We start from the raw sequence: 19,685 nt of genomic DNA on the forward strand, positions 1-19,685 counted from the left end.
CAACCGGAGGGTGCGTCGGCCCCCGCGCCGGCACGAAAGCCGCGTCCGGCCCCGGCTCCTCGAGAGGAAACCGAGCGGGACGTCGGCAAGGTTGAAAGCAAGGCAGAAGTGCCGCCGGTGCCCGTGGTGCGCGAGCGTCCGACGGGGACTTTGAGTCCGATTAAATCGGTTGCGCCAACCCGAGCGGTTGAAAGAAAGCCGTTCAAGAAGCCGTCTGCGGCAACTACGCCGCCTCGTCCGCGCGATCAGATGCGGGGAGGGAAAGCACGCGATGCGCGTCCGCTGGCCCGCGCTGACCGTGCGCCGGTACTCCCGCGACCGCCGCGCGACCCGGCTGATGTGCCGGAAGGTGTCCGGTTGTCCAAGGTGATGTCCGAACGGGCGATGTGTTCGCGGCGCGAGGCGGATCTATGGATCGAGCGCGGCTGGGTCTTCGTCAACGGCGAGCAGATTTCCGAACTGGGTTCGCGTATCGATCCCAATGCCGAAATCTCCATATCCAAGGAAGCCAAGCTGGATCAGGCCAAGCAGGTCACCATCCTGCTCAACAAGCCGATCGGTTATGTTTCCGGCCAGCCGGAAGCCGACTGCAAGCCGGCGGTGACGCTGATTTCAGCCGAAAGCTGGGTTCGCCAGTCGGGCGATCCGGAGTTCAAGCCGTGGATGTTGCGCGGTCTGGCCCCGGCCGGGCGGCTCGACATCGATTCGACCGGCCTGCTGGTGTTCACCCAGGATGGCCGGATCGCCAAGAAGCTGATTGGCGAAGACAGTCTGGTGGAAAAGGAATACCTCGTCCGGGTCAGTGGCGAGATGATTCCCGGTGGCCTGAAACTCTTGCAGCATGGCCTGGAACTCGATGGCAAGCCGCTCAAGCCGGCCTGGGTCAAGCAGTTGAACGAGGACCAGTTGCACTTCATCCTGAAGGAAGGGAAGAAGCGCCAGATTCGCCGGATGTGCGAACTGGTCGGGCTGCGGGTCATCGGCCTCAAGCGGGTACGCATCGGCCGGGTCAAACTGGGCGATCTGCAACTCGGGCAGTGGCGGTTTTTACGGCCCGACGAGTCGTTCTGATTGCTGCTGGCAACAAAAAGCCCGGTCGCTGAACCGGGCTTTTTTTCGCGCGCAGTGTGCGATCAGGCCGGCTTGTTGCCGATCATCACGGTCGCTTCGCCTTCGATGACGACGGTTTCGCCGACCTTGCAGGTCGTTTCGAGGATGACGCGCTTCTTGGCGGCGATGACTTCCTTGACGGTGACCGTGGTCTTCACGGTGTCGCCGGGGCGGACCGGGGCCTTGAATTTCAGGGTCTGCGCCAGATAGATGGTGCCGGGGCCGGGCAGGTGGGCACCGAGGACGGCCGAGATAAAGCTGGCCGAGAGCATGCCGTGGGCGATGCGGCCACCGAACGGCGTGGTCTTGCCGAACTCTTCATCGAGATGAACGGCGTTGGTATCGGTTGAGACGCCAGCGAACAGAACGATATCGGCATCGGTGATGGTCTTGCCAATGGTCGCACTCATGCCAGGCTGCAGGTCTTCGATGTAATAGGTCATGGCTATTTTCTCAGGGTTATGAAATTTGTTATTTGAACTTTAGCATGCCAGACGGGCATTTTCCTGCCGCGATTCGGCGCGGTTTATTCGGTGCGCAGGGCTTCCACCGGGTTGAGGCGGGCCGCATTGCGCGCCGGTAAAACGCCGGCGGCGAGACCGATGGCAATGGCGACGCTCTCGGCGAGCAGGACGAAACTGAGCGGCGTGTGCACCGGCAGGGTGGGCAGTGCGAAATGGATCAGCTGGGCGAGGCCGATGCCGAGCAGCAGGCCGAGCAGTCCGCCGAGCGCCGAGAGGGCCACCGCCTCGCCGAGAAAGAGCAGCAGGATGGTCCGCCGGGGGGCGCCGAGGGCGACCAGCAGGCCGATTTCGCCGGTCCGTTCGGTCACCGCAATGGTCATGATGGTGACGATGCCGACGCCGCCGACGAGCAGTGAAATGCCGCCGAGCGCGCCAACCGCCATGGTCAGTACGTTGAGGATGTTGGACAGCGTTTTCAGCATCTCTTCCTGGGTGACGATGGTGAAATCCTCGCGGCCGTGGCGGGCGATCAGGCGTTCCTTGATGGCGCGGGCGACAATGGCCGAAGGCACGCCTTCTTCGGCAGCGACGTTGATCTCGTCGACGCCCTCGCGATTGAACAACTCCTGGGCGCGGGCGGCCGGAATGAAGACGGTGTCGTCGAGGTCGATGCCGAGGAACTGGCCTTTGGCCGCCATCACGCCGATCACCCGGAAATGCAGGCCGCCGATGCGCAGGCGCTGGCCAAGCGGGTTGTCGCTGCCGAACAGCTCGTTCTTGACCTTGCTGCCGAGCACGACAAAGGCGCGGGCGCTGCCTTCATCGTCGGCCGGCAGGAACTGGCCGCTTTGCAGTGTCGAACGGAATATTTTCGGCAAATTGGCATTGACGCCGTAGATCAACGTCCGCCGCGTCCGGCCGTTGCCTTCGACTTCGGCGTTGCCGCGCACGTTGGGGGTGACGGCGAGGATATGCGGCAGGCGGTGCAGTGATGCGGCATCTTCCAGCGACAGCGGCCGGGCGCTCGACGGCAGGCCGTGTGCGGTACCGCCCGTCTTGGTTTTGCCGGGATGGATGCCGATGACGTTGGTGCCGAATTGCGAGAATTCACCGAGGACGAAGCGATGGATGCCTTCGCCGATCGAGGTGAGCAGGATCACCGCGGCGATGCCGACGGCAATGCCGAGCAGCGTCAGGAAGCTGCGCAGGCGCTGGGCGGTGATGGCGCGCAGGGCGAGCTGGAGCGAGTCGGCGAGGAGCATGGCTAATGCTTCATCAGGGCTTGTACCGGATCGAGCCGGGCAGCCCGGCGGGCCGGCATGACGCCGAACAGCAGGCCGGTCAGCAGCGCCGTGGACAGTCCGGCGATTACCGCCCAGTCGGGCGGGTAGGCCGGAAACACCGGAAAGGCCTGGCGCAGGGCAAAGGCGCCGAGTTGGCCGAGCAGGTAGCCGACGACAGCACCGACCGTGGACAGCATCGCCGCCTCGGCCAGAAAGGCCAGGCGGATGGTCCGCGCCGTGGCGCCGAGGGCCTTGAGCAGGCCGATTTCGCCGGTGCGCTGGGTGACAGCGACGAGCATCACGTTCATCACCAGGATGCCGGCCACCGCCAAGCTGATCGCGGCAATGCCGGCGACGCCCATGGTCAGCGCGCCGAGCAGCTTGTCGAAGGTGGCGAGGATGGCATCCTGGGTGATCACCGTGACGTCTTCCTCGCCGCGATGGCGCTGCTTGAGGATTTCCATCGCCTGCTCCTTGGCGTCCGGAATCGCCTCGCGGCTCCTCGCTTCGACCAGGATGCGGAACAGCGTGTTGGAATTGAACATGGCCTGGGCCAGCGAAACCGGCACGATGACCAGTTCGTCGGTATCCATGCCAAGTCCCTGGCCGACCGACTTGAGGACGCCGACGACGCGCAGCCGGCGGTCGCCGACGCGGATCAGCTTGCCGACGGCGGGCTCGTTGCCGAACAGTTCTTCGCGAATCTTCGCGCCGATGACGGCGACCGGCGAGCCGCGATTCCAGTCCTCATCGGGCAGCCCGCTACCCTGGGCCAGCTCGAAATTGCGGATCGGAATGAATTCGCTGGTCGCCCCGGCCACCATGATTTCGCGCAGGCGGCCGCCAAAACTGATTTCCGAGGTGCCGACGGTGAGCGGTGCGACGCGGCTGACCGCCGGGGCGCGGCGCAAGGCGCCGGCATCGTCGATGGTCAGGTCGCGCGGTGTCGTGGTGATGGCGTTGGCCGGGTTGAAGCCGCCGGTGCCGGAACGGCCGGGCAGTACAATGACGAGATTGGTGCCGATCGACGAGAACTGGCCGACGACGTAACGCCGGGCGCCATCGCCCAGCGCTGTGAGGATGACAACGGCGGCGACGCCGATCGACATGGCCAGCACCGAGAGCGTCGTGCGCATCGGGTAGCCGGCCGCCGCATCGCGGGCGAAACGCAGGGTGTCAGCCAGGCGCATCGGCAGTGGCCCCGCTGTCGTGCCGCAGCCGGCCGTCTTCCATCACCAGCTGGCGCCGGGCGCGGGCGCCCATGGCCTGGTCGTGGGTGACGACGACCAACGTGACGCCGCTGGCGTTGAGCGCTTCGAGCAGGTTGACCACTTCGTCGCCGGTGTGGCGGTCGAGGTTGCCGGTCGGCTCATCAGCCAGGATCAGCGCCGGCTGCATGATGGTGGCGCGGGCAATGGCGACGCGTTGGCGCTGGCCGCCGGACAGTTGGTCGGGCCGGTGGTCGGCGCGGTTTTCCAGAGCGAAGCTGGCCAAGGCGCGGGCCACGCGGTCGCGCCGCTCCTTGACCGGGATGCCGGCCAGCATCATCGGCAGGGCGATGTTCTCGGCGGCACTCAGGCGCGGTACCAGATGAAAACTCTGAAAGACGAAGCCGATGCGCTCGCTGCGCACGTGTGCCTGCTCATCGGGCGACAGCGTCGTGACGTCGCGGCCTTCCAGTTGATAAGTACCGGCATTGGGCCGGTCGAGCAGGCCGAGCAGATTGAGCAGGGTCGATTTGCCGGAGCCGGAAGGGCCCATCACGGCGACATATTCGCCGGCGGCAATCGATAAGTTCAGCGCGTTCAGCGCGTGCACCGTTGAATCGCCGAGCTGGAACACGCGCTCGATGCCGCTCAGTTCGATCAGCGCCATGCGCTCACCTGGCCTTGGCTTTGTCGTCCGGCGTAACCGTCGCGCCGGCCTTGACGCCTTCCTTTTCGAGCGAGGTGACGATGCGGTCGCCAGCCTTCAGGCCTTCCAGCACTTCGCTGTACTCCCAGTTGGTCAGGCCGGTTTTGACCTGCCGCTCTTCCAGTTTGCCGCTTTCAGCGTTGAACAGCAGCACCCGGCCGCCTTCCTGGATGGCGGCGGTCGGAATGCGCAGCACCTTGTCGCGACCGCTGAGGATGATCTCGACGTCGGTGCTGTAACCGACCAGCAAGGCGGTGGCGGCCTCGGGCTGGTCGAAGTCGACTTCGATATCAACGGTCCGCGCCTGCTTTTCAACCGCCGAAACATACGGGGCGACGCGCCGGACCTTGCCCGGCAGCGTTTGCCCGGGCAGGGCATCGAGGGTGATGCGGACCGGCTGGCCGGGCTTGATTTTCGGGGCATCGACCTCGTCCATCGGTGCCTTGACATAGAGGCAGGAGTCGTCGATCAGGTCGATGGCCGGCGGCGTCGGCACGCCGGGCGGCGAGGGCGTCGAATACTCGCCCAGCTCGCCGACGATCTTGGCCACGGTGCCGTCGAACGGGGCGTACAGTGCGACGCGCCCCTGTTCGACGCGGGTCGCCTTGAACCGGGCCTGAGCCTGGGCGATGTCGGCCTTGGCCGTATTGCAGCTGGCTCGGCGGACTTCGGCATCGGTTCGGGCGGCTTCTTCACGGCTGGGTGAGACGAAACCCTTTTGGCGCAGCTCGCTCTGTCTAGTAGCTTCCTTTTCGGCATTTGCCGCGGCGATGCAGGCTTCCTCAGCGCGTTTGTCGGCCAGCACGATCTGTGTCTGGCTCAGCGCAGCCTGGGCCTGCTGGTCGTCATTCCACAACTTGAGCAGTAACTGCCCCTTCTTGACCTTATCGCCTTCCTTGACGCCGAGGAACTCGATCCGGCCGCCGACGATGGTCGACAGCTTGGTGCGCTGGCAGGCCTCGACGGTGCCGGCCCGGGTGTTGGCCAGCGTCGCTTCGACCTTGCCTTCGGTCACTTCCTTGAGGACGACCGGAATCGGCTTGGGGCGGTTGAACCAGAACAGCCCCAGGCCGAGCAGGGCGACGATGGTGACGACGATCAGGATACGGCGCATGCGGGATTCCTAACGAAAGCCGGGGAGCCAGCCGGATTGGGCATGCGCCCGGTCCGGTTCGAGCGCTCCCTGGTAGAGCGCCTCGATGACCGGCGGTTCCGGCCAGGGCTCATTCATGAAAGTCAGGCCGATTTCTTCGACGGTGCGCCCCGACCAGTAGTGTTCGGCTACTTCATCGAGAGCGCTGAGCGACAGGCTGTGCGGCAGGCGCAGGTAATCCAGCCAGCTGGCGTCGTGGAAGGAGCACAGATAGGCGCCGGTGGTCGTGGCGCAGGAGAGATTCTTGCCGAATACGCGTTGCGGATGCTTGCTCCGGAAGGTCATCGCATCGGTTCGCGTGGCGAACAACAACAAGGCGTGCAGGCGGCTCGGGAAATGGTTGTAGCGGCGCTGACGGAAATATTCCAGGTGATATTCGGCGAAGTAATTCTGCACCGAAACCAGCTGGTCGCCGGCCGTCGGCCCGCCGCCTTCCGGCGACGACAAGGTGGCGCCGAACGGGCTGCCCTTGAGAATGTCCCAGCCGGGCAAGTCGCTTCCCGGCTCGAGCCAGCAGAAAAGCTCAAGGGTTGCGGTGTCCTTGATCAGGTTATCCATGGGCCGAATGGGTAATGGGGCATTGCGCTATTCTGAACGATAGCCGGGCATAGACCAACAAGGCCGGCAAAGATAAATTCGGCGGTTGCCGGCGAGTGATTTGGCATATGATTCAATTCACATAAAACACCGAATCGGTAGGAGACAAATTGATTTCTGCAGTGGGGTCTGGCCCATTCGCTTGGGCCGACAAAGGGGCCGTGTGAATCTGCGTCGGGCTTTTCTCGCCGTTTCGTTGTCGCTGACCGGCATGCTGGTGCTGATCGGCGGGGTGACGTTCGGCGCGCTGTCCGGTTTCAACGAGGCGAGCGCGGCGACCCGGCATCGGCAAAGCTCGATGGCCCTGATGGACGAGGTGCGGCACGAGGTCGATCTGCTCGGCCGGCTGGTCAGTTCCTACATCAGCACGGCCAACCCGCGCTTCCTGATCTATTACTACGATATTCTCGCCATCCGCGAAGGGGCCAAGCCGCGACCCGAAAATTTTTCGGCCGCCTATTGGGAGCAGGTGATTGCCGGTACGAAAATACACCTCTCGCCGACTGCCGGTCAGGTTCGGCCGCTGGTCGAGCGGACCGCCGAGCTCGGCTTCGATGTCGGCGAGCAGGCGGTGGTGCAGCGGATCCACCAGATAACCGAGCAGATGAAGCAGGTCGAGCAGGTGGCATTTGCCGCGACCCAGGGGCTCTACGATCCGGAGGCGCAGGAATTCGTTTCGGAAGCCAAGCCGCAACGCGAGTTTGCCGGGGCCTTGCTGCATCAGCCGCCCTATCTCAAGCTGCGCGCCGAACTGGCGCTTGCCGTCGAGGAACTGAGCGGGCTGGTCGATCAGCGGACGGCGAGCAATCTGCAGCACGCCTCGGAGGCGCTGCAAAATTGGATCATTTTGGCGATTTTCCTGCTGATCGGCACCGGCCTGGTGCTTCTCCTTTGTTACCGTTACCTGCAACGGCACTTGCTCGATCCCCTGACCTTGCTGCATCGAACGGCCACGGCCCTGGCCGGGAAATCTTTCGGCGCGCGAGTCGGCGATGTGCATGGCGTCGATGAAGTGCAGGCGCTGGCGACGACGCTGGACGGCATGGCGGCGGCCATCGAGATCGATATCCGGCAGCGCGAGAACGCGCAGCAGGCATTGCTTGAAGCCCGGGCGAAAGCCGAAGTAGCGACCGAGGCCAAATCGATCTTTCTGGCCAACATGAGTCATGAGATCCGGACGCCGATGAATGCCATTCTCGGGATGGCTTATCTCGCCATGAAATCCGGACTGCCGCCGCGCGAGCACGAGTACGTCGCCAAAATCCATGCGGCGGCGCGTTCGCTGCTGGGCATCCTCAACGACATTCTCGATTTCTCGAAAATCGAGGCCGGCAAGGTGGCGCTCGAGGCGACCAGGTTCGAGGTCGAGTCGGTCGTCCAGAACGCCCTGTTCATGGTGCAGCACCGGGCCGAAGGGAAACATATCGAGCTGATCCTCGATTACCGACTGGCCTCGAATTTTCCGGCTCTGATCGGCGACCCGTTGCGCCTGGGGCAGATCTTGATCAATCTGCTGACCAACGCCGTCAAATTCACCGAGGCCGGCCATGTTCGGCTGACGGTCAGCGAGCGGAGTCGCGAGGCCGGGATCTCGACCCTGGTTTTCAATATCGAAGACACCGGTATCGGCATGACGACCGAGCAGGTGAGCCGTCTGTTCCAGGAGTTTACCCAGGCCGATGGTTCGACGACCCGGAAATATGGTGGCACCGGTCTCGGGCTGAGCATATCCAAACATCTGGCCGAGGCGATGGGTGGCGAAATTGCTGCTGAAAGCGTGGTCGACCGTGGCAGTGTGTTCCATTTTTCCGTTCGCCTGCCGCTCGCCACCGACGTGGCGGCGCCCGATCGAGAGGCCGCTCCGATCTGCCGGCGGGCCATGGTGGTCGATGACTACCCGGCGGCGCGCGACAGCATGGCCGAAATGCTGGTCGCGCTGGGGTGTCTGCAGGTGGATCGCTCTTCCAGCGGCGAGGATGCCCTGGCTCGGCTGGCCTCGGCCAGCGCGACGGGCCAGCCTTACGATGTGCTATTGCTCGACTGGTTGATGCCGGGCATATCCGGTGGCGGGGTGGTCAACGGACTGCTGGCGCAGGGAATCGCCTTGCCGAGAAAAACCATTGTCGTCTCGGCGGCGGATGCCGCGCTGTTACGTGCCGAAGTCAGTCAGCCGGGGGTTAGCGAGTATGTCCAGAAGCCGTTGCTGCCGAATGTCTTGCGGCGCATCTGTGGTGATGCGGTGACTCTCGAAAACCCGCCGGTTGCCGAGCGCAAAGTGCTGCGTTCCGGGCGGCTGGCCGGGATGCAGTTGCTGCTCGTCGAGGATGACGAAATCAATCGGCAGGTGGCCAGCGAAATTCTCCGCGGCTGGGGGGCAAGGGTCGATATCGCGGTCAATGGACAACTCGCGCTCGACCGGTTGTTCGCGCTGCCGCCCGATTATTACGCGGCCGTTCTGATGGACCTCGAAATGCCGGTGCTGGACGGACGCGAGGCGACACGGCGAATCCGCGCCGATCTCCGCCTCCGCGATCTGCCAATCCTCGCGATGACGGCGCATGCGCTGGGCGGCGACCAGCAACGGCTGGCGACGTCCGGCATGAACGCTTACATCGTCAAGCCTTTCGAGCCGGAAGTCCTGGTCGAGGCGCTTCGCCCCTATTTGCGGCAGGCCGAGCCGGTACCAGCCAAGGAAGTCCCCGACAATGCTCGAGAGCAGCCTTTCATCGACGCGCTGAATGCCTTGCCGGAGATCGATTCGACGTTGTTGCTGCGCCGCTTCAGTGGGCGAATTCCCTTCGTGGCGCGATCGCTGAAGCAGTTTGCCGCGGACGGCCGGCGGTTTGTCGGCGAGTTAAAGGAAGCCATCGCAACTGGCGATCACGAAACCGCGCAACGACGAATTCATTCTTTCAAGGGACTGGCCGGAACCTTTGCCATGACATCCCTGCAGCAGGCCGTGGTCGCCCTTGAAAACGCGATCAAGGCCGGCCCGGCCGACCCGTCGGGCGAAATTGATACGGTCGACGGGCTGTTGCGGCCGCTGCTCGACAAGCTCGATCAATTGCCGGGAGCCGACAGCGAGGCTGCGCCGCCCGCCATTTCAGCCAACCTCAATGGCTTGCTCGATCGCTTGCGCCGCCACCTCAGCGAAGGCGACGGCGAAGCCGAAGAGTTGTGGCGCAGCAACAAAGCCCGCCTTGCTGTCCTGTACTCCCCGCTGCAACTGGCGGCGATCGAGCGTGCCATCAATCAGTGGAATATCGACGAGGCGCTGGCCGCCCTGGCGAACACCGTGCCACGTGAGGAGACCCAATGAACCCCGATAGCCGACCGACCGTGCTGGTCATCGACGACACGCCGGCCAACCTGAGCCTACTCAACAATCTGCTGCGCACCCAGTACCGCGTCAAACTCGCCAACAGCGGCGAGCGCGGGCTGGAGTTGGCGACCAGCAAACTGCCGGACTTGATCCTGCTCGACATCATGATGCCGGAGATGGATGGCTATGAGGTCTGCCGGCGCCTGAAGGCCAACCCGGCAACGGACGGGATACCGGTCATCTTTCTCACCGCGAAGACCGATGCCGCGGATGAGGAACTGGGTTTCGAGCTCGGCGCAGTCGACTTCATCCACAAGCCGATTGCCCCGTCGATCGTCCTGGCTCGGGTGCGCACCCATTTGCAGATCAAGGGCTGGCAAACCTTCCTGGAAGACCAGAGCGCCTGGCTGCAGGCCGAGGTCAAGCGTCAGGTCAGCGAAGTGCTGCATCTGCAGGAAGCCTCGATCCGGGTCATGGTGTCGCTGGCCGAGTTTCGCGACGAGTGTACCGGCAACCATATCCGGCGCACCCAGACCTATGTCCGGCTGTTGGCCGAATTTCTCAGCAAGCAGGAGCGGGATCGCGCCTTCCTGACGCCGGAGCAGATCGACCAGATCGCCAAGGCCGCACCGCTGCACGACATTGGCAAGATCGCCATTCCCGATCACATTCTGCTCAAGCCGGGCAGACACACGCCGGAAGAGTTCGAAATCATGAAGACCCATGCCATCAAGGGCGAAAGCATGTTGGCCCGGACGCGGCACGAAATGGGCGAGGACAATCTGCTGCTCCACTTCGCCAGCCAGATCGCCCGTAATCATCATGAACGCTGGGACGGCACCGGCTATCCTGACCAGCTGCAAGGGGAGGGCATCCCGCTGGCGGCTAGGCTGATGGCGGTGGCCGACGTCTATGATGCGCTGCGCTCCCGGCGTCCCTACAAGGAGCCTTTCAGTCATGAAGAGGCGGTGCGTCTGCTCGTCGAGCAGCGCGGCAAGCAGTTCGACCCGGCGCTGATCGATGCATTTCTCGCCCTGGAAGACGAGTTTTTAAGGGTAGCGACCTTACTTGCCGACGATACGGTCGACTACAGGGTTTAAAATCCGGAACAATATGAGATTCAAGTATTTGTTGCCTCTGGCACTCCTTCTTCCGCTAACGGCCAGCGCCGTGGACCTGACTTGGTCTGGCTTCGCGACGCTTGGCTATGCCCAATCGGATCAGCCGTACAAATATCTGCGCTTCATCGATGACCAGGGCAGCTTCAACCGGGACAGCATCTTCGGCGCGCAACTCGATCTCAAGTTCAACCAGCAATGGGGCGCCACCTTGCAAGGCAAGCTCGCCCCTTCGGTGAAGAGCGATTCGCGCTGGGATGCCACGCTGTCATGGGCCTTCATCTCGTGGCGGCCGGTTGACGACTGGTTGATCCGGGTCGGCAAGCTGCGCCTGCCGTTGATGTTGAATACCGAGAATACCGATGTCGGCGCCACCTTCGATCTTGCCCGCCTGCCGATGGAGGTCTATTCGATTGCCCCGACCACCGACGTGTTCGGCTTGAGTATCAGCAAGACATGGCTCGCCGACCGTTTCGACTGGACGCTCGAGGCCTACACCGGCGAAGCGAAGACGCACTGGCGTTACTACGGACGGGAGATACATGACGTCACCGTCTCGCCCGGTAGCTGGTTTTTGCCGGTCGATATCAAGAGCAGCGGCCTGGTGCTGACGACGCGCGATATCGACAACACCTTCCGGATCGGGGTGCATGAGGTCGAGGCGACGCGGGGTGGCGAACCGACTCACGCCGAAATTCCTTTCCGGACGATCGCGCCGGGGGTCGGCTACTATGACCTGAATAGCGGCCGTCGCGTCGATAAACTGCTCATCCCGGTGCAAACGATCGGCGCCAGTTTCAAGCTTCCCGCCGATATCAAGGTGACGGCTGAATATGCCCGGATGGAAGTCAACAGCCTCAGCGAAGGCTTGAGCCGCTGGGGGGCTTATCTGGCGGTGGCCAAGCGCGTTGGCAAGTGGACGCCGTATGTCTATTACGCCAAGATGAAATCGACCGATAGCGCGCTGGAAAAATACAAGGCGATCAACGGAAACACGGTGCCGCCCTTGCCCGCGCCGTACGATGCCAGCCTGATCAATAAGTCGCAAAAACTGGCGGCGGATATCGTCGTCCCCTACGATCAATGGACCGCAGCAATCGGCACTTCGTACCGACTGACGCCAAGCAGCCTGATCAAGGCGGAATGGGCCCATACCCAGAGCGGCATCGTTTCCAGTTTTATCGATGCCGACAGCGCCGACCAGCGCCTCAATGTTTTTTCGCTCTCCTATAGCCTGACTTTTTAAGCCGGCATCATGCGAAAAAGCACGCTTGCCCTGCTGCTGATAGCGTTGAGCAACCCGCTGCCGGCGGCTGAAGATCCGGTCGTCGTCATCGCCTACCAGAGTATTCCGAAGGCCGATCTGCCAACCCTGCAGCGCTTGTACACCGGTCGCATCGTGTCGATCAACCGGCAGTCGGCCGTGCCGGTCAGCCTGCCGCCCGGGCATCGCGTTCGTCAGCAATTTCTCGAAATGATTTTCGACCAGAACGAAGAGCAATACACCGGTTACTGGCTGGTTCGGCGTTACGTCGGCAAGGGGGCGCCGCCGCAGGAACTGGCCGACGTCGACGAGCTGATCAGCTACGTCATTGCGACGCCCGGAGCGGTCGGCTACGCGCCCTTATCAAGGGTGCCGCCCGGTACCAACATTATTTACAAACGCTAGGAGCAACGCCTAGCTATTTTTTTTCAGAGTGGTAAGGTGAACTTGTGTCGTGGTTAGCAGCAGGCCCGACATGTAGTGGCAGTCGATGCTGCGTTGCAGGAGAGTCTATGGCAGTTATCAACGGAAGCACTTCTTGAGATTACCGTGTAGTACTCCATAACGGCGTAATGTCGTATGCCCCAGTCGAAAGTGCCGGGGCGCAGTAACCGAAGCCCATACCCGAAAAGTATGGGCTTCCTGCTTTCAGGAAAATCACATGCCTATCCAGCGCCACGGCACCACCCGCCGTTACTCCGACAGTGTCGTGCACAACGGCACGGTCTATCTGGTCGAAGTCCCGTCGAATCTCGATGCCGATATCACCGAGCAGACGCAGAACCTGCTGGCCGGTGTCGAACGCCTGCTGGCCCAGGCCGGCAGCGACAAATCGCGCTTGCTGATGGTCACCATCTACCTCGCCGACATGGCCGACTACGATGCCATGAACGCCGTCTGGGACCCCTGGTTGCCCGATGGCTGCGCGCCTAGCCGCGCCTGTATCGAGGCCCGCTTGGCCAAGGCGGAATTCAAGGTTGAAATGGCCTTGACCGCCGCCCTTTGATCCACTTTTGCCATCGCCCTGATTCCCATGAGGCATAATCCGGCCATCGGGTAAGCATAAGTTAAAGGGTCGTTTTGGCTGCACGTGATTCCGCTGAAAAGGCCGATGTTCCATGGCTTCAGCTTTTTTTACCGTTTGCCGCCGGGTTCTTCCTGTCGTATGTCTATCGGACCGCCAATGCGGTCATTGCGCCATTGATCGGCCAGGAACTCGACCTGAGCGACGGTGCCCTCGGGCTGCTGACCAGCGCCTATTTTCTCGCTTTCGCCCTTGCCCAGCTGCCGGTCGGCGTGTTGCTCGACCGCTACGGCCCGCGCCGCGTCGAATCGGCGCTGCTGGTCGTGGCCGCCGCCGGGGCCGTTATCTACGGCACGGCGCAGGATCTGACCATGCTGACCGTCGGCCGGGCGGTGATCGGGCTCGGCGTTTCCGCCTGCCTGATGGGGCCGCTCAAGGCCTTCGCCATGGCCTACCCGAAAAAGCGTCTGGCCTCGCTGACCAGCTGGATCATGGTGGCCGGCGGCGTCGGGGCCATCGCCGCCGCCGCCCCGCTGGAGTATCTGCTGGGGATTGCCGCCTGGCGGGAGGTTTGCCTGTTTGGTGCAGGCATCACCTTGCTGGTCGCCGTTGCCATCTTCCTGGCGGTTCCCGAATCGCCATCGGGCGCCCCACAAGCGGCGGGGCAGAATGACCTGCGTCGGCAATTCGGCGAATTCCGGGTGATCCTTCGGGCGCCAAAATTCTGGCGTATTGCGCCGGCGGCATTCTTTTTCTCCGGCGGCTTCAACGCTTTGCAGGGCTTGTGGGCCACCCGCTGGATCAGCGTTCACAGCGATGGCGACAAGATGGCGACCGCCGCCCAGTTGACCGGCATGAACGTTGCCGTCCTGGTCGGCATGATGCTGATCGGCGTATTCGCCACGCCGCTGGTCCGGCGTGGCATCAAGCTGGCGATGCTGTACCGCACCGGAATGCTGCTTGCCCTGCTCGGTATCGGCGGCATGGTCCTGATGCCCCGTTCCGGCGGGCTGCTGATCTGGCCGCTGCTCGGCTTGTGCTTCAGTCTCAACAGCCTGGCCTATACGCTGATTTCGCAAGCCTTTCCGGCCGCCTATGCGGGGCGTGCCAACAGCGCGCTGAACATGCTCATTCTGCTTGGCGCCTTCGGTCTGCAATGGGGCCTCGGCGCCATGATCGATACTTTCTGCCTCGGTGGCGCCAGCCTCGCAACCGCCTACCAGTTGAGTTTCGGGCTGCTCGTTATCGGCCAGTTGCTCGCCTGGCTGCGGCTCGCCTACCGCAAACCCCGTCCGGTCGGCGGCCTGATCTCCGATACCCCATCCGGCTGGCGATGACCGCCGCCGTGCTACTGGAAGCGTCAGGCGGTCCCCTTCAGTTTGCTTGAGCTCTCGGATGCGACTGTCGCACTTCCAAGCTATCGAGCACCGCCGGAGGCGGGTATCCTTGCCGGCCGCACCCGCCGATAGCCAAGCCTTTCCCCGTCCATGTCCACTGAGCTTTCCCCCCGCGCCGAACGTTTCTTCCTGCTGACGCTGGCCGGTATCCAGTTCAGCCATATTCTCGACTTCATGATCATGATGCCGCTCGGGCCGATCCTGATGGGGGCGTTTGGCATCGGGACGCACGAGTTCGGCTTGCTGGTGGCGTCCTACAGTTTCAGTGCGGCGCTTTCCGGGATTCTGGCGGCGACTTTCGTCGATTTGTTCGAGCGCAAGCGCCTGCTGCTCATCAGCTTCACCCTGTTTGCGCTGGCGACGCTGGCCTGCGGGCTGGCTCCGAGTTATTCGATGCTGATGCTGGCGCGCGGTCTGGCCGGGGTATTCGGCGGCATCATGGGGGCGCTGATCCAAACCATGATCGGCGATGCCATTCCGTTTTCCCGGCGGGCGCGGGCAAGTGGCATCGTCTCCAGCGCCTTTTCGGTGTCGACGATTGCCGGCGTGCCCTTGTCGCTATGGCTGGCCAATCATCTCGGCTGGCGCGCGCCGTTCATGCTGATCGCCGCGCTGAGCGTGGTTTTCCTCGCCATCGGCCTGCGCTTCCTGCCCGAATTGCGGCATCACCTGGGCGAGGAAAAGCGCGCCCATCTGCTGTCGGCGACCTTCAGCGTGCTGGGGGATCGCAACCATCTGGGCGCCTTGCTGTTTTCGGCGCTGATCATTTTTTCGGGCTTCACGGTGATTCCCTACATCACCGTCTACGCGGTGAATACCGTCGGCATTGCCCAGCAGGACATTCCCGTCGTCTATCTGGTCGGCGGCTTCGCCACCTTCATCAGCGCACGCCTGATCGGGCACTGGGCCGACAAGCACGGCAAGGTCGAGGTTTACCGTTGGGTGGCGCTGCTCGCCATCCTGCCCTTGCTGGCGGTGACGCATGCCGGGGTGGTGCCGCTGTCGGTCTGGCTGATCTGCACTACCGCCTTCTTCGTGCTGACTTCCGGGCGGATGATTCCGGCCATGGCGATCATCGCGTCGGCCGCCCAACCCAAGCTGCGCGGCACCTTCATGTCGCTGAACGGCACCGTGCAGTCGCTGGCCATGGGCCTGGCGACGACGCTGGCCGGTTTTCTGACCTCGCTCGATGCCGGCGGCCGGATCGTCGGCTACCCGCTGGTCGGTTATGTCGCGGTCGCGGCGAATCTGCTGGCGATGTGGTTCGCCGCGCGCATCGTGATGCACGGGCGGCATGCCTAGAATGGATGGTGGAGTGATCATGAGTAAAACGGTTTACTGGATTCTGCGCTGCGAACATCGACTGCTGGCCATGCCAGCCAACGCTGAGGCGGGGCTTTTTCCGTCCGGCCCGGCCGCCGCCTTCGGCGATCCGGAAGACGTCCTGTACGTCGGCGAATTACACGGCCAGCCCTGCCATGCGGTCGATGTCGCCGCATTCCCGGACATTCCCGGCGGCGAGGCCACACCGCTGCGCGCCATCTTCCAGCTGGCCGGCCCGGAAACCTTTGCTCTGGCCGGCCGGGCGACGCAGTTGCTGGACTGGCAGGCCAACCACCGCTTCTGCGGCAAGTGCGGCAGCCGGACGCTGATGAAATCCGGCGAAGCGGCGATGAGCTGTCCGAGTTGCGGGCTGCTCGCCTACCCGCGCATTTCGCCGGCAGTCATGGTGCTGGTGCGCGATGGCGACAAGCTGTTGCTGGGCCGTAGTCCGCATTTCAAGCCGGGCGTCTTCAGCGCCCTGGCCGGTTTTGTCGAGCCCGGCGAAACGCTGGAAGAGTGCGCCGCCCGCGAGGTGCGCGAAGAGGTCGGCGTCGAAATCGCCAACCTGCGCTATTTCCACAGCCAGCCCTGGCCATTCCCCAACTCGCTGATGGTCGCCTTCTTTGCCGACTATGCCGGCGGAACGATCACCCCGGACCCGAGCGAAATCGAGGCCGCCGACTGGTTCTCGCTCGACGCGCTGCCGCTGCTGCCGGAGCCGATCAGCATCGCCCGGAGACTGATCGACGCCGCCCGGCGATAGTCGGCCCCGCCACGGCGTGGACCGTGCGCCGGCCGTGAATTTGTTATCGTTTGCCGGCGCGGGATGGGTGTAACTTATCCCGCGTGGATTTGATCGGGCGGCCGGGGAGGCCGACTCCGGGCATCTGGCCGGAGCCGAAGATCCGCACCGCAAATCGCAACGGCAAACGCGACAAAATTCAAACAAGATCAGGAGTTCCTATGTCGTCGGCAACTCAAAGCAAAATTTCCACCTCGCCACAGGGAGAAGAATTCGCCCTGCCGGAGGCTTCCGACTATGCCGCCGAATACGCGCGGGTCAAGGCGCTGGCCGATGCGGCGCGGGCCGGCGGGCAGGAGGTTGTGGTGGTGATGGGCGTCGGCTTCGTCGGCGCGGTGATGGCGGCCATCGTCGCCGACTGCGAAGACCAGGATGGCCGGCCGAGCAAGTTCGTCATCGGTTGCCAGCGGCCGTCGACGCGCTCCTTCTGGAAGATTCCGCTGCTCAATCGCGGCGTCTCGCCGGTCAAGGCCGAAGACCCGCAGGTCGATGTGCTGATCGGCCGCTGCGTGCTGGAAAAGAAGACGCTGACCGCGAGCTACAACAGCCAGGTCCTCGATCTGGCCGACTGCGTGGTGATCGACGTGCAGTGCGATTTCCTGAAGCAGGAACTAGGCAACATGAAATCCGGCGAATGCGACATGGCGGCGCTCGAGGCGACGCTGAAGACGGTCGGCCAGCATATCCGGCCGGATTGCCTGAGCCTGATCGAAACGACCGTGGCGCCGGGGACGACCGAGTTCGTCGCGTGGCCGATCCTGAAGAAGGCGTTCGCCGGGCGGGGCATCGAAACAGTGCCCTTGCTGGCCCACTCCTACGAACGGGTCATGCCGGGCCGCGAATACGTCGCCAGCATCCGCGACTTCTGGCGCGTCTGCGCCGGTTGCGACGCGCTGGCCCGGGCGCGGGTCGAGAAATTCCTGCGCGAAGTGCTGAATACCGAGAAATTCCCGCTGACGGTGATGGATCGACCGATCGAATCGGAAACGGCGAAGATCGTCGAGAACAGCTACCGGGCGACCATCTTGGCTTACCTGCATGAGTGGTCGATCTTCGCCGAGCGCAACGGGGTCGATCTGGTCAAGGTGGTCGATGCCATCAAGCTGCGGCCGACGCACAGCAACATGATCTTCCCCGGGCCCGGCATCGGCGGCTATTGCCTGCCCAAGGACGGCGGCCTCGGCTACTGGGCCTACAAGCACATTCTCGGCTTCGAGGACGGCGACAAGGTTTTCCGCATTACGCCGGTGGCGGTCGATATCAACGATACGCGGGCGCTGCACGTCGCCGAACTGACGCGCGATGCGCTGCGCAACATGGATCGCTACATCGCCGCCTCGCAAGTGCTGATCGCCGGCGCCTCCTATCGTCAGGATGTCGGCGACACCCGCTACAGCGGCTCGGAACTGGTGGTCCGCAAGCTGGCCGAAATGGGCGCCGAGATGCGGGCGCACGATCCCTATGTCGAACAGTGGTGGGAATTCGCCGAGCAGGACAGTTACCCGACTTCGGGCCTGTCGTGGAAGCGTTTTTTTCGCAACCAGGACGAGCTGTCACAGTTGAAGGTCGAAAACAATCTCGAGCAGGCGCTAAAGGGCGTCGATGCGCTGATCCTGGCCGTGCCGCACGACGCCTACCGGGGGCTGACGCCGGAGCAGGTGGTTGCCTGGGCCGGGCGGCCGATTGCCGTCATCGACTGTTTCGGCCTGCTCGACGATGCCACGATCAGCCGCTATTTCGAACTGGGCTGCGAGGTCAAAGGCCTGGGGCGCGGCCATATCCAGCGCCTCAAGCAGGCCGTGCGCAAGGATTGACCGGCGATAGCCGCAAGTGAAAAAGCGAAAAGGCGCCTCGGCGCCTTTTCGCTTTTGGCCGCTGGCGAGCGGATCAGAGAATTTCCAGCACCTTTTCCGGCGGGCGTCCGATGATTGCCCGCTCCCCGTGCACGAAAACCGGGCGTTCGATCAGGCGCGGGTTTGCCGCCAGCGCGGCGATCAGGGCTTCCTGGCTGAGCGCCGGGTTGGCGAGGTCAAGTTCCTTGTATTCGGCTTCGCCCTGGCGCATCAGGCTCCGCGCATCGGTCAGGCCGAGCTGGTCGAGGAGGATGGTGATTTCGCCCGGCGACGGGGCTTGCTCAAGGTAGGCGACGATCTGCGGCGTGATGCCGCGGGCCTCAAGCAAGGCGAGGGCGGCGCGGGATTTCGAGCAGCGCGGGTTGTGGTAGAGCGTGCTGGCGTTCATGGGGGCAGCTTCCAGGGTTCAAGGGGCGGGGCAGGATTGTAACCAACCCAGGGCGTCGGGCACCGGGGGAACTTCCTGCTGCGCTATAAATCAAAAACAAACGCTCGCTACGTCCGGCGTCGCGGCCGCAGCACGTCGTTCGGGTGAATTTCTCACGGCCGGAAAAGGCATCGAGGAGGCATGACGATGAATACATCACAGCAGGCTTTCGATCCGGAGCGCGAACTGCTCCTGACCCGTCTGATCGATGCGCCGCGCGAAAAACTGTTTCGCGCCTGGACCGAACCCGCCTTGCTCAGGCAGTGGTTCACGCCTCGCCCATGGACTGTCGCGCACGCCGAGATGGATGTCCGGCCGGGCGGTTCGAATTTGATCGTGATGCGCGGCCCGGAAGGCCAGGAGTTTCCGAATCGCGGCATCTATCTCGAGGTGGTTGCCAACCAGCGACTGGTGTTTACCGATGCCTATACCGCGGCTTGGGAGCCTTCGGAAAAGCCGTTCATGACGGCGATCATCAGCTTTGAGGCGGCGGGCGGCCAGACCAGGTACACGGCGCGCGTCCGCCACTGGACGGTGGCCGATCGCGAGGCGCACGAGGCGATGGGCTTTCACGCCGGCTGGGGGCTGGCTACCGATCAGCTGGCTGAACTTGTGGCGACGCTCTGATCCACCC

Annotated in this window: 18 protein-coding genes; 11 read left to right on the forward strand and 7 right to left on the reverse strand. The window is 63.4% G+C overall.

Annotated features, from left to right (window positions below; genetic code table 11):
• Positions 1–249 precede the first annotated feature (249 nt).
• The gene (locus ACLIKD_RS01140; protein ID WP_428826823.1) at positions 250–1,071 is read left to right on the forward strand and encodes a pseudouridine synthase; all 822 of its coding nucleotides are present in this window, start codon (positions 250–252) and stop codon (positions 1,069–1,071) included.
• A gap of 62 nt (positions 1,072–1,133) precedes the next feature.
• Here the strand turns inward: ACLIKD_RS01140 and ACLIKD_RS01145 are convergent, their stop codons facing one another.
• From ACLIKD_RS01145 to ACLIKD_RS01170, 6 genes are all read right to left on the reverse strand, one after another.
• Positions 1,134–1,553, reverse strand: coding sequence for a MaoC family dehydratase (locus ACLIKD_RS01145; protein WP_226418483.1), 420 nt, complete (start codon positions 1,551–1,553; stop codon positions 1,134–1,136).
• A gap of 83 nt (positions 1,554–1,636) precedes the next feature.
• Positions 1,637–2,836 carry an ABC transporter permease gene (locus tag ACLIKD_RS01150; protein ID WP_428826824.1) on the reverse strand — a complete coding sequence of 400 codons (1,200 nt, stop codon included), beginning with the start codon at positions 2,834–2,836 and terminating at the stop codon, positions 1,637–1,639.
• Between the two features lie 2 nt (positions 2,837–2,838).
• On the reverse strand, positions 2,839–4,047 hold the full coding sequence (locus ACLIKD_RS01155) for an ABC transporter permease (protein ID WP_428826825.1): 1,209 nt from the start codon (positions 4,045–4,047) through the stop codon (positions 2,839–2,841).
• Positions 4,034–4,732 (reverse strand): ABC transporter ATP-binding protein, encoded by a 699-nt coding sequence (locus tag ACLIKD_RS01160; RefSeq protein ID WP_428826826.1) that lies wholly within the window; start codon positions 4,730–4,732, stop codon positions 4,034–4,036. The genes ACLIKD_RS01155 and ACLIKD_RS01160 overlap by 14 nt, the downstream gene beginning before the upstream one ends.
• 4 nt (positions 4,733–4,736) lie before the next feature.
• The gene (locus tag ACLIKD_RS01165; protein WP_428826827.1) at positions 4,737–5,885 is read right to left on the reverse strand and encodes an efflux RND transporter periplasmic adaptor subunit; all 1,149 of its coding nucleotides are present in this window, start codon (positions 5,883–5,885) and stop codon (positions 4,737–4,739) included.
• Positions 5,886–5,894: 9 nt separating this feature from the next.
• Entirely contained in the window at positions 5,895–6,482 is a 588-nt protein-coding gene (locus ACLIKD_RS01170) for a hypothetical protein (protein ID WP_226418488.1), read from the reverse strand.
• Positions 6,483–6,684: 202 nt separating this feature from the next.
• On the opposite strand from ACLIKD_RS01170, the gene ACLIKD_RS01175 reads away from it, so the two are divergent.
• From ACLIKD_RS01175 to ACLIKD_RS01215, 9 genes are all read left to right on the forward strand, one after another.
• Positions 6,685–9,840 carry a response regulator gene (locus tag ACLIKD_RS01175; RefSeq protein ID WP_428826828.1) on the forward strand — a complete coding sequence of 1,052 codons (3,156 nt, stop codon included), beginning with the start codon at positions 6,685–6,687 and terminating at the stop codon, positions 9,838–9,840.
• Positions 9,837–10,943, forward strand: a complete 1,107-nt coding sequence (locus ACLIKD_RS01180; protein WP_428826829.1) for an HD domain-containing phosphohydrolase — start codon at positions 9,837–9,839, stop codon at positions 10,941–10,943. The genes ACLIKD_RS01175 and ACLIKD_RS01180 overlap by 4 nt, the downstream gene beginning before the upstream one ends.
• Positions 10,944–11,013: 70 nt before the next feature.
• Positions 11,014–12,207 carry a hypothetical protein gene (locus tag ACLIKD_RS01185; RefSeq protein ID WP_428826830.1) on the forward strand — a complete coding sequence of 398 codons (1,194 nt, stop codon included), beginning with the start codon at positions 11,014–11,016 and terminating at the stop codon, positions 12,205–12,207.
• A 9-nt stretch (positions 12,208–12,216) separates the two neighbouring features.
• Positions 12,217–12,630, forward strand: coding sequence for a hypothetical protein (locus ACLIKD_RS01190; protein ID WP_226418492.1), 414 nt, complete (start codon positions 12,217–12,219; stop codon positions 12,628–12,630).
• A gap of 256 nt (positions 12,631–12,886) precedes the next feature.
• Positions 12,887–13,231 carry a RidA family protein gene (locus tag ACLIKD_RS01195; RefSeq protein WP_428826831.1) on the forward strand — a complete coding sequence of 115 codons (345 nt, stop codon included), beginning with the start codon at positions 12,887–12,889 and terminating at the stop codon, positions 13,229–13,231.
• Positions 13,232–13,305: 74 nt separating this feature from the next.
• Positions 13,306–14,586, forward strand: a complete 1,281-nt coding sequence (locus ACLIKD_RS01200; RefSeq protein WP_428826832.1) for an MFS transporter — start codon at positions 13,306–13,308, stop codon at positions 14,584–14,586.
• A 150-nt stretch (positions 14,587–14,736) separates the two neighbouring features.
• A complete protein-coding gene (locus ACLIKD_RS01205) occupies positions 14,737–15,948 on the forward strand; it encodes an MFS transporter (protein WP_428826833.1) in 1,212 nt (403 codons plus the stop codon).
• Positions 15,949–15,967: 19 nt separating this feature from the next.
• Complete coding sequence (gene nudC, locus ACLIKD_RS01210; protein ID WP_428826834.1) at positions 15,968–16,732, forward strand: NAD(+) diphosphatase; 765 nt, start codon at positions 15,968–15,970, stop codon at positions 16,730–16,732.
• A 200-nt stretch (positions 16,733–16,932) separates the two neighbouring features.
• Positions 16,933–18,585, forward strand: coding sequence for a nucleotide sugar dehydrogenase (locus tag ACLIKD_RS01215; RefSeq protein WP_428826835.1), 1,653 nt, complete (start codon positions 16,933–16,935; stop codon positions 18,583–18,585).
• A gap of 73 nt (positions 18,586–18,658) precedes the next feature.
• Here ACLIKD_RS01215 and arsC read toward each other — a convergent pair whose 3' ends face one another.
• A complete protein-coding gene (gene arsC, locus ACLIKD_RS01220; protein ID WP_428826836.1) occupies positions 18,659–19,012 on the reverse strand; it encodes an arsenate reductase (glutaredoxin) in 354 nt (117 codons plus the stop codon).
• Between the two features lie 186 nt (positions 19,013–19,198).
• On the opposite strand from arsC, the gene ACLIKD_RS01225 reads away from it, so the two are divergent.
• Positions 19,199–19,678, forward strand: coding sequence for an SRPBCC family protein (locus ACLIKD_RS01225; protein WP_428826837.1), 480 nt, complete (start codon positions 19,199–19,201; stop codon positions 19,676–19,678).
• Positions 19,679–19,685 lie beyond the last annotated feature (7 nt).

The sequence above is a fragment of the Azonexus sp. IMCC34842 genome, assembly GCF_050368855.1.
GTDB classification, from domain to species: Bacteria; Pseudomonadota; Gammaproteobacteria; order Burkholderiales; family Rhodocyclaceae; genus Azonexus; species Azonexus denitrificans_A.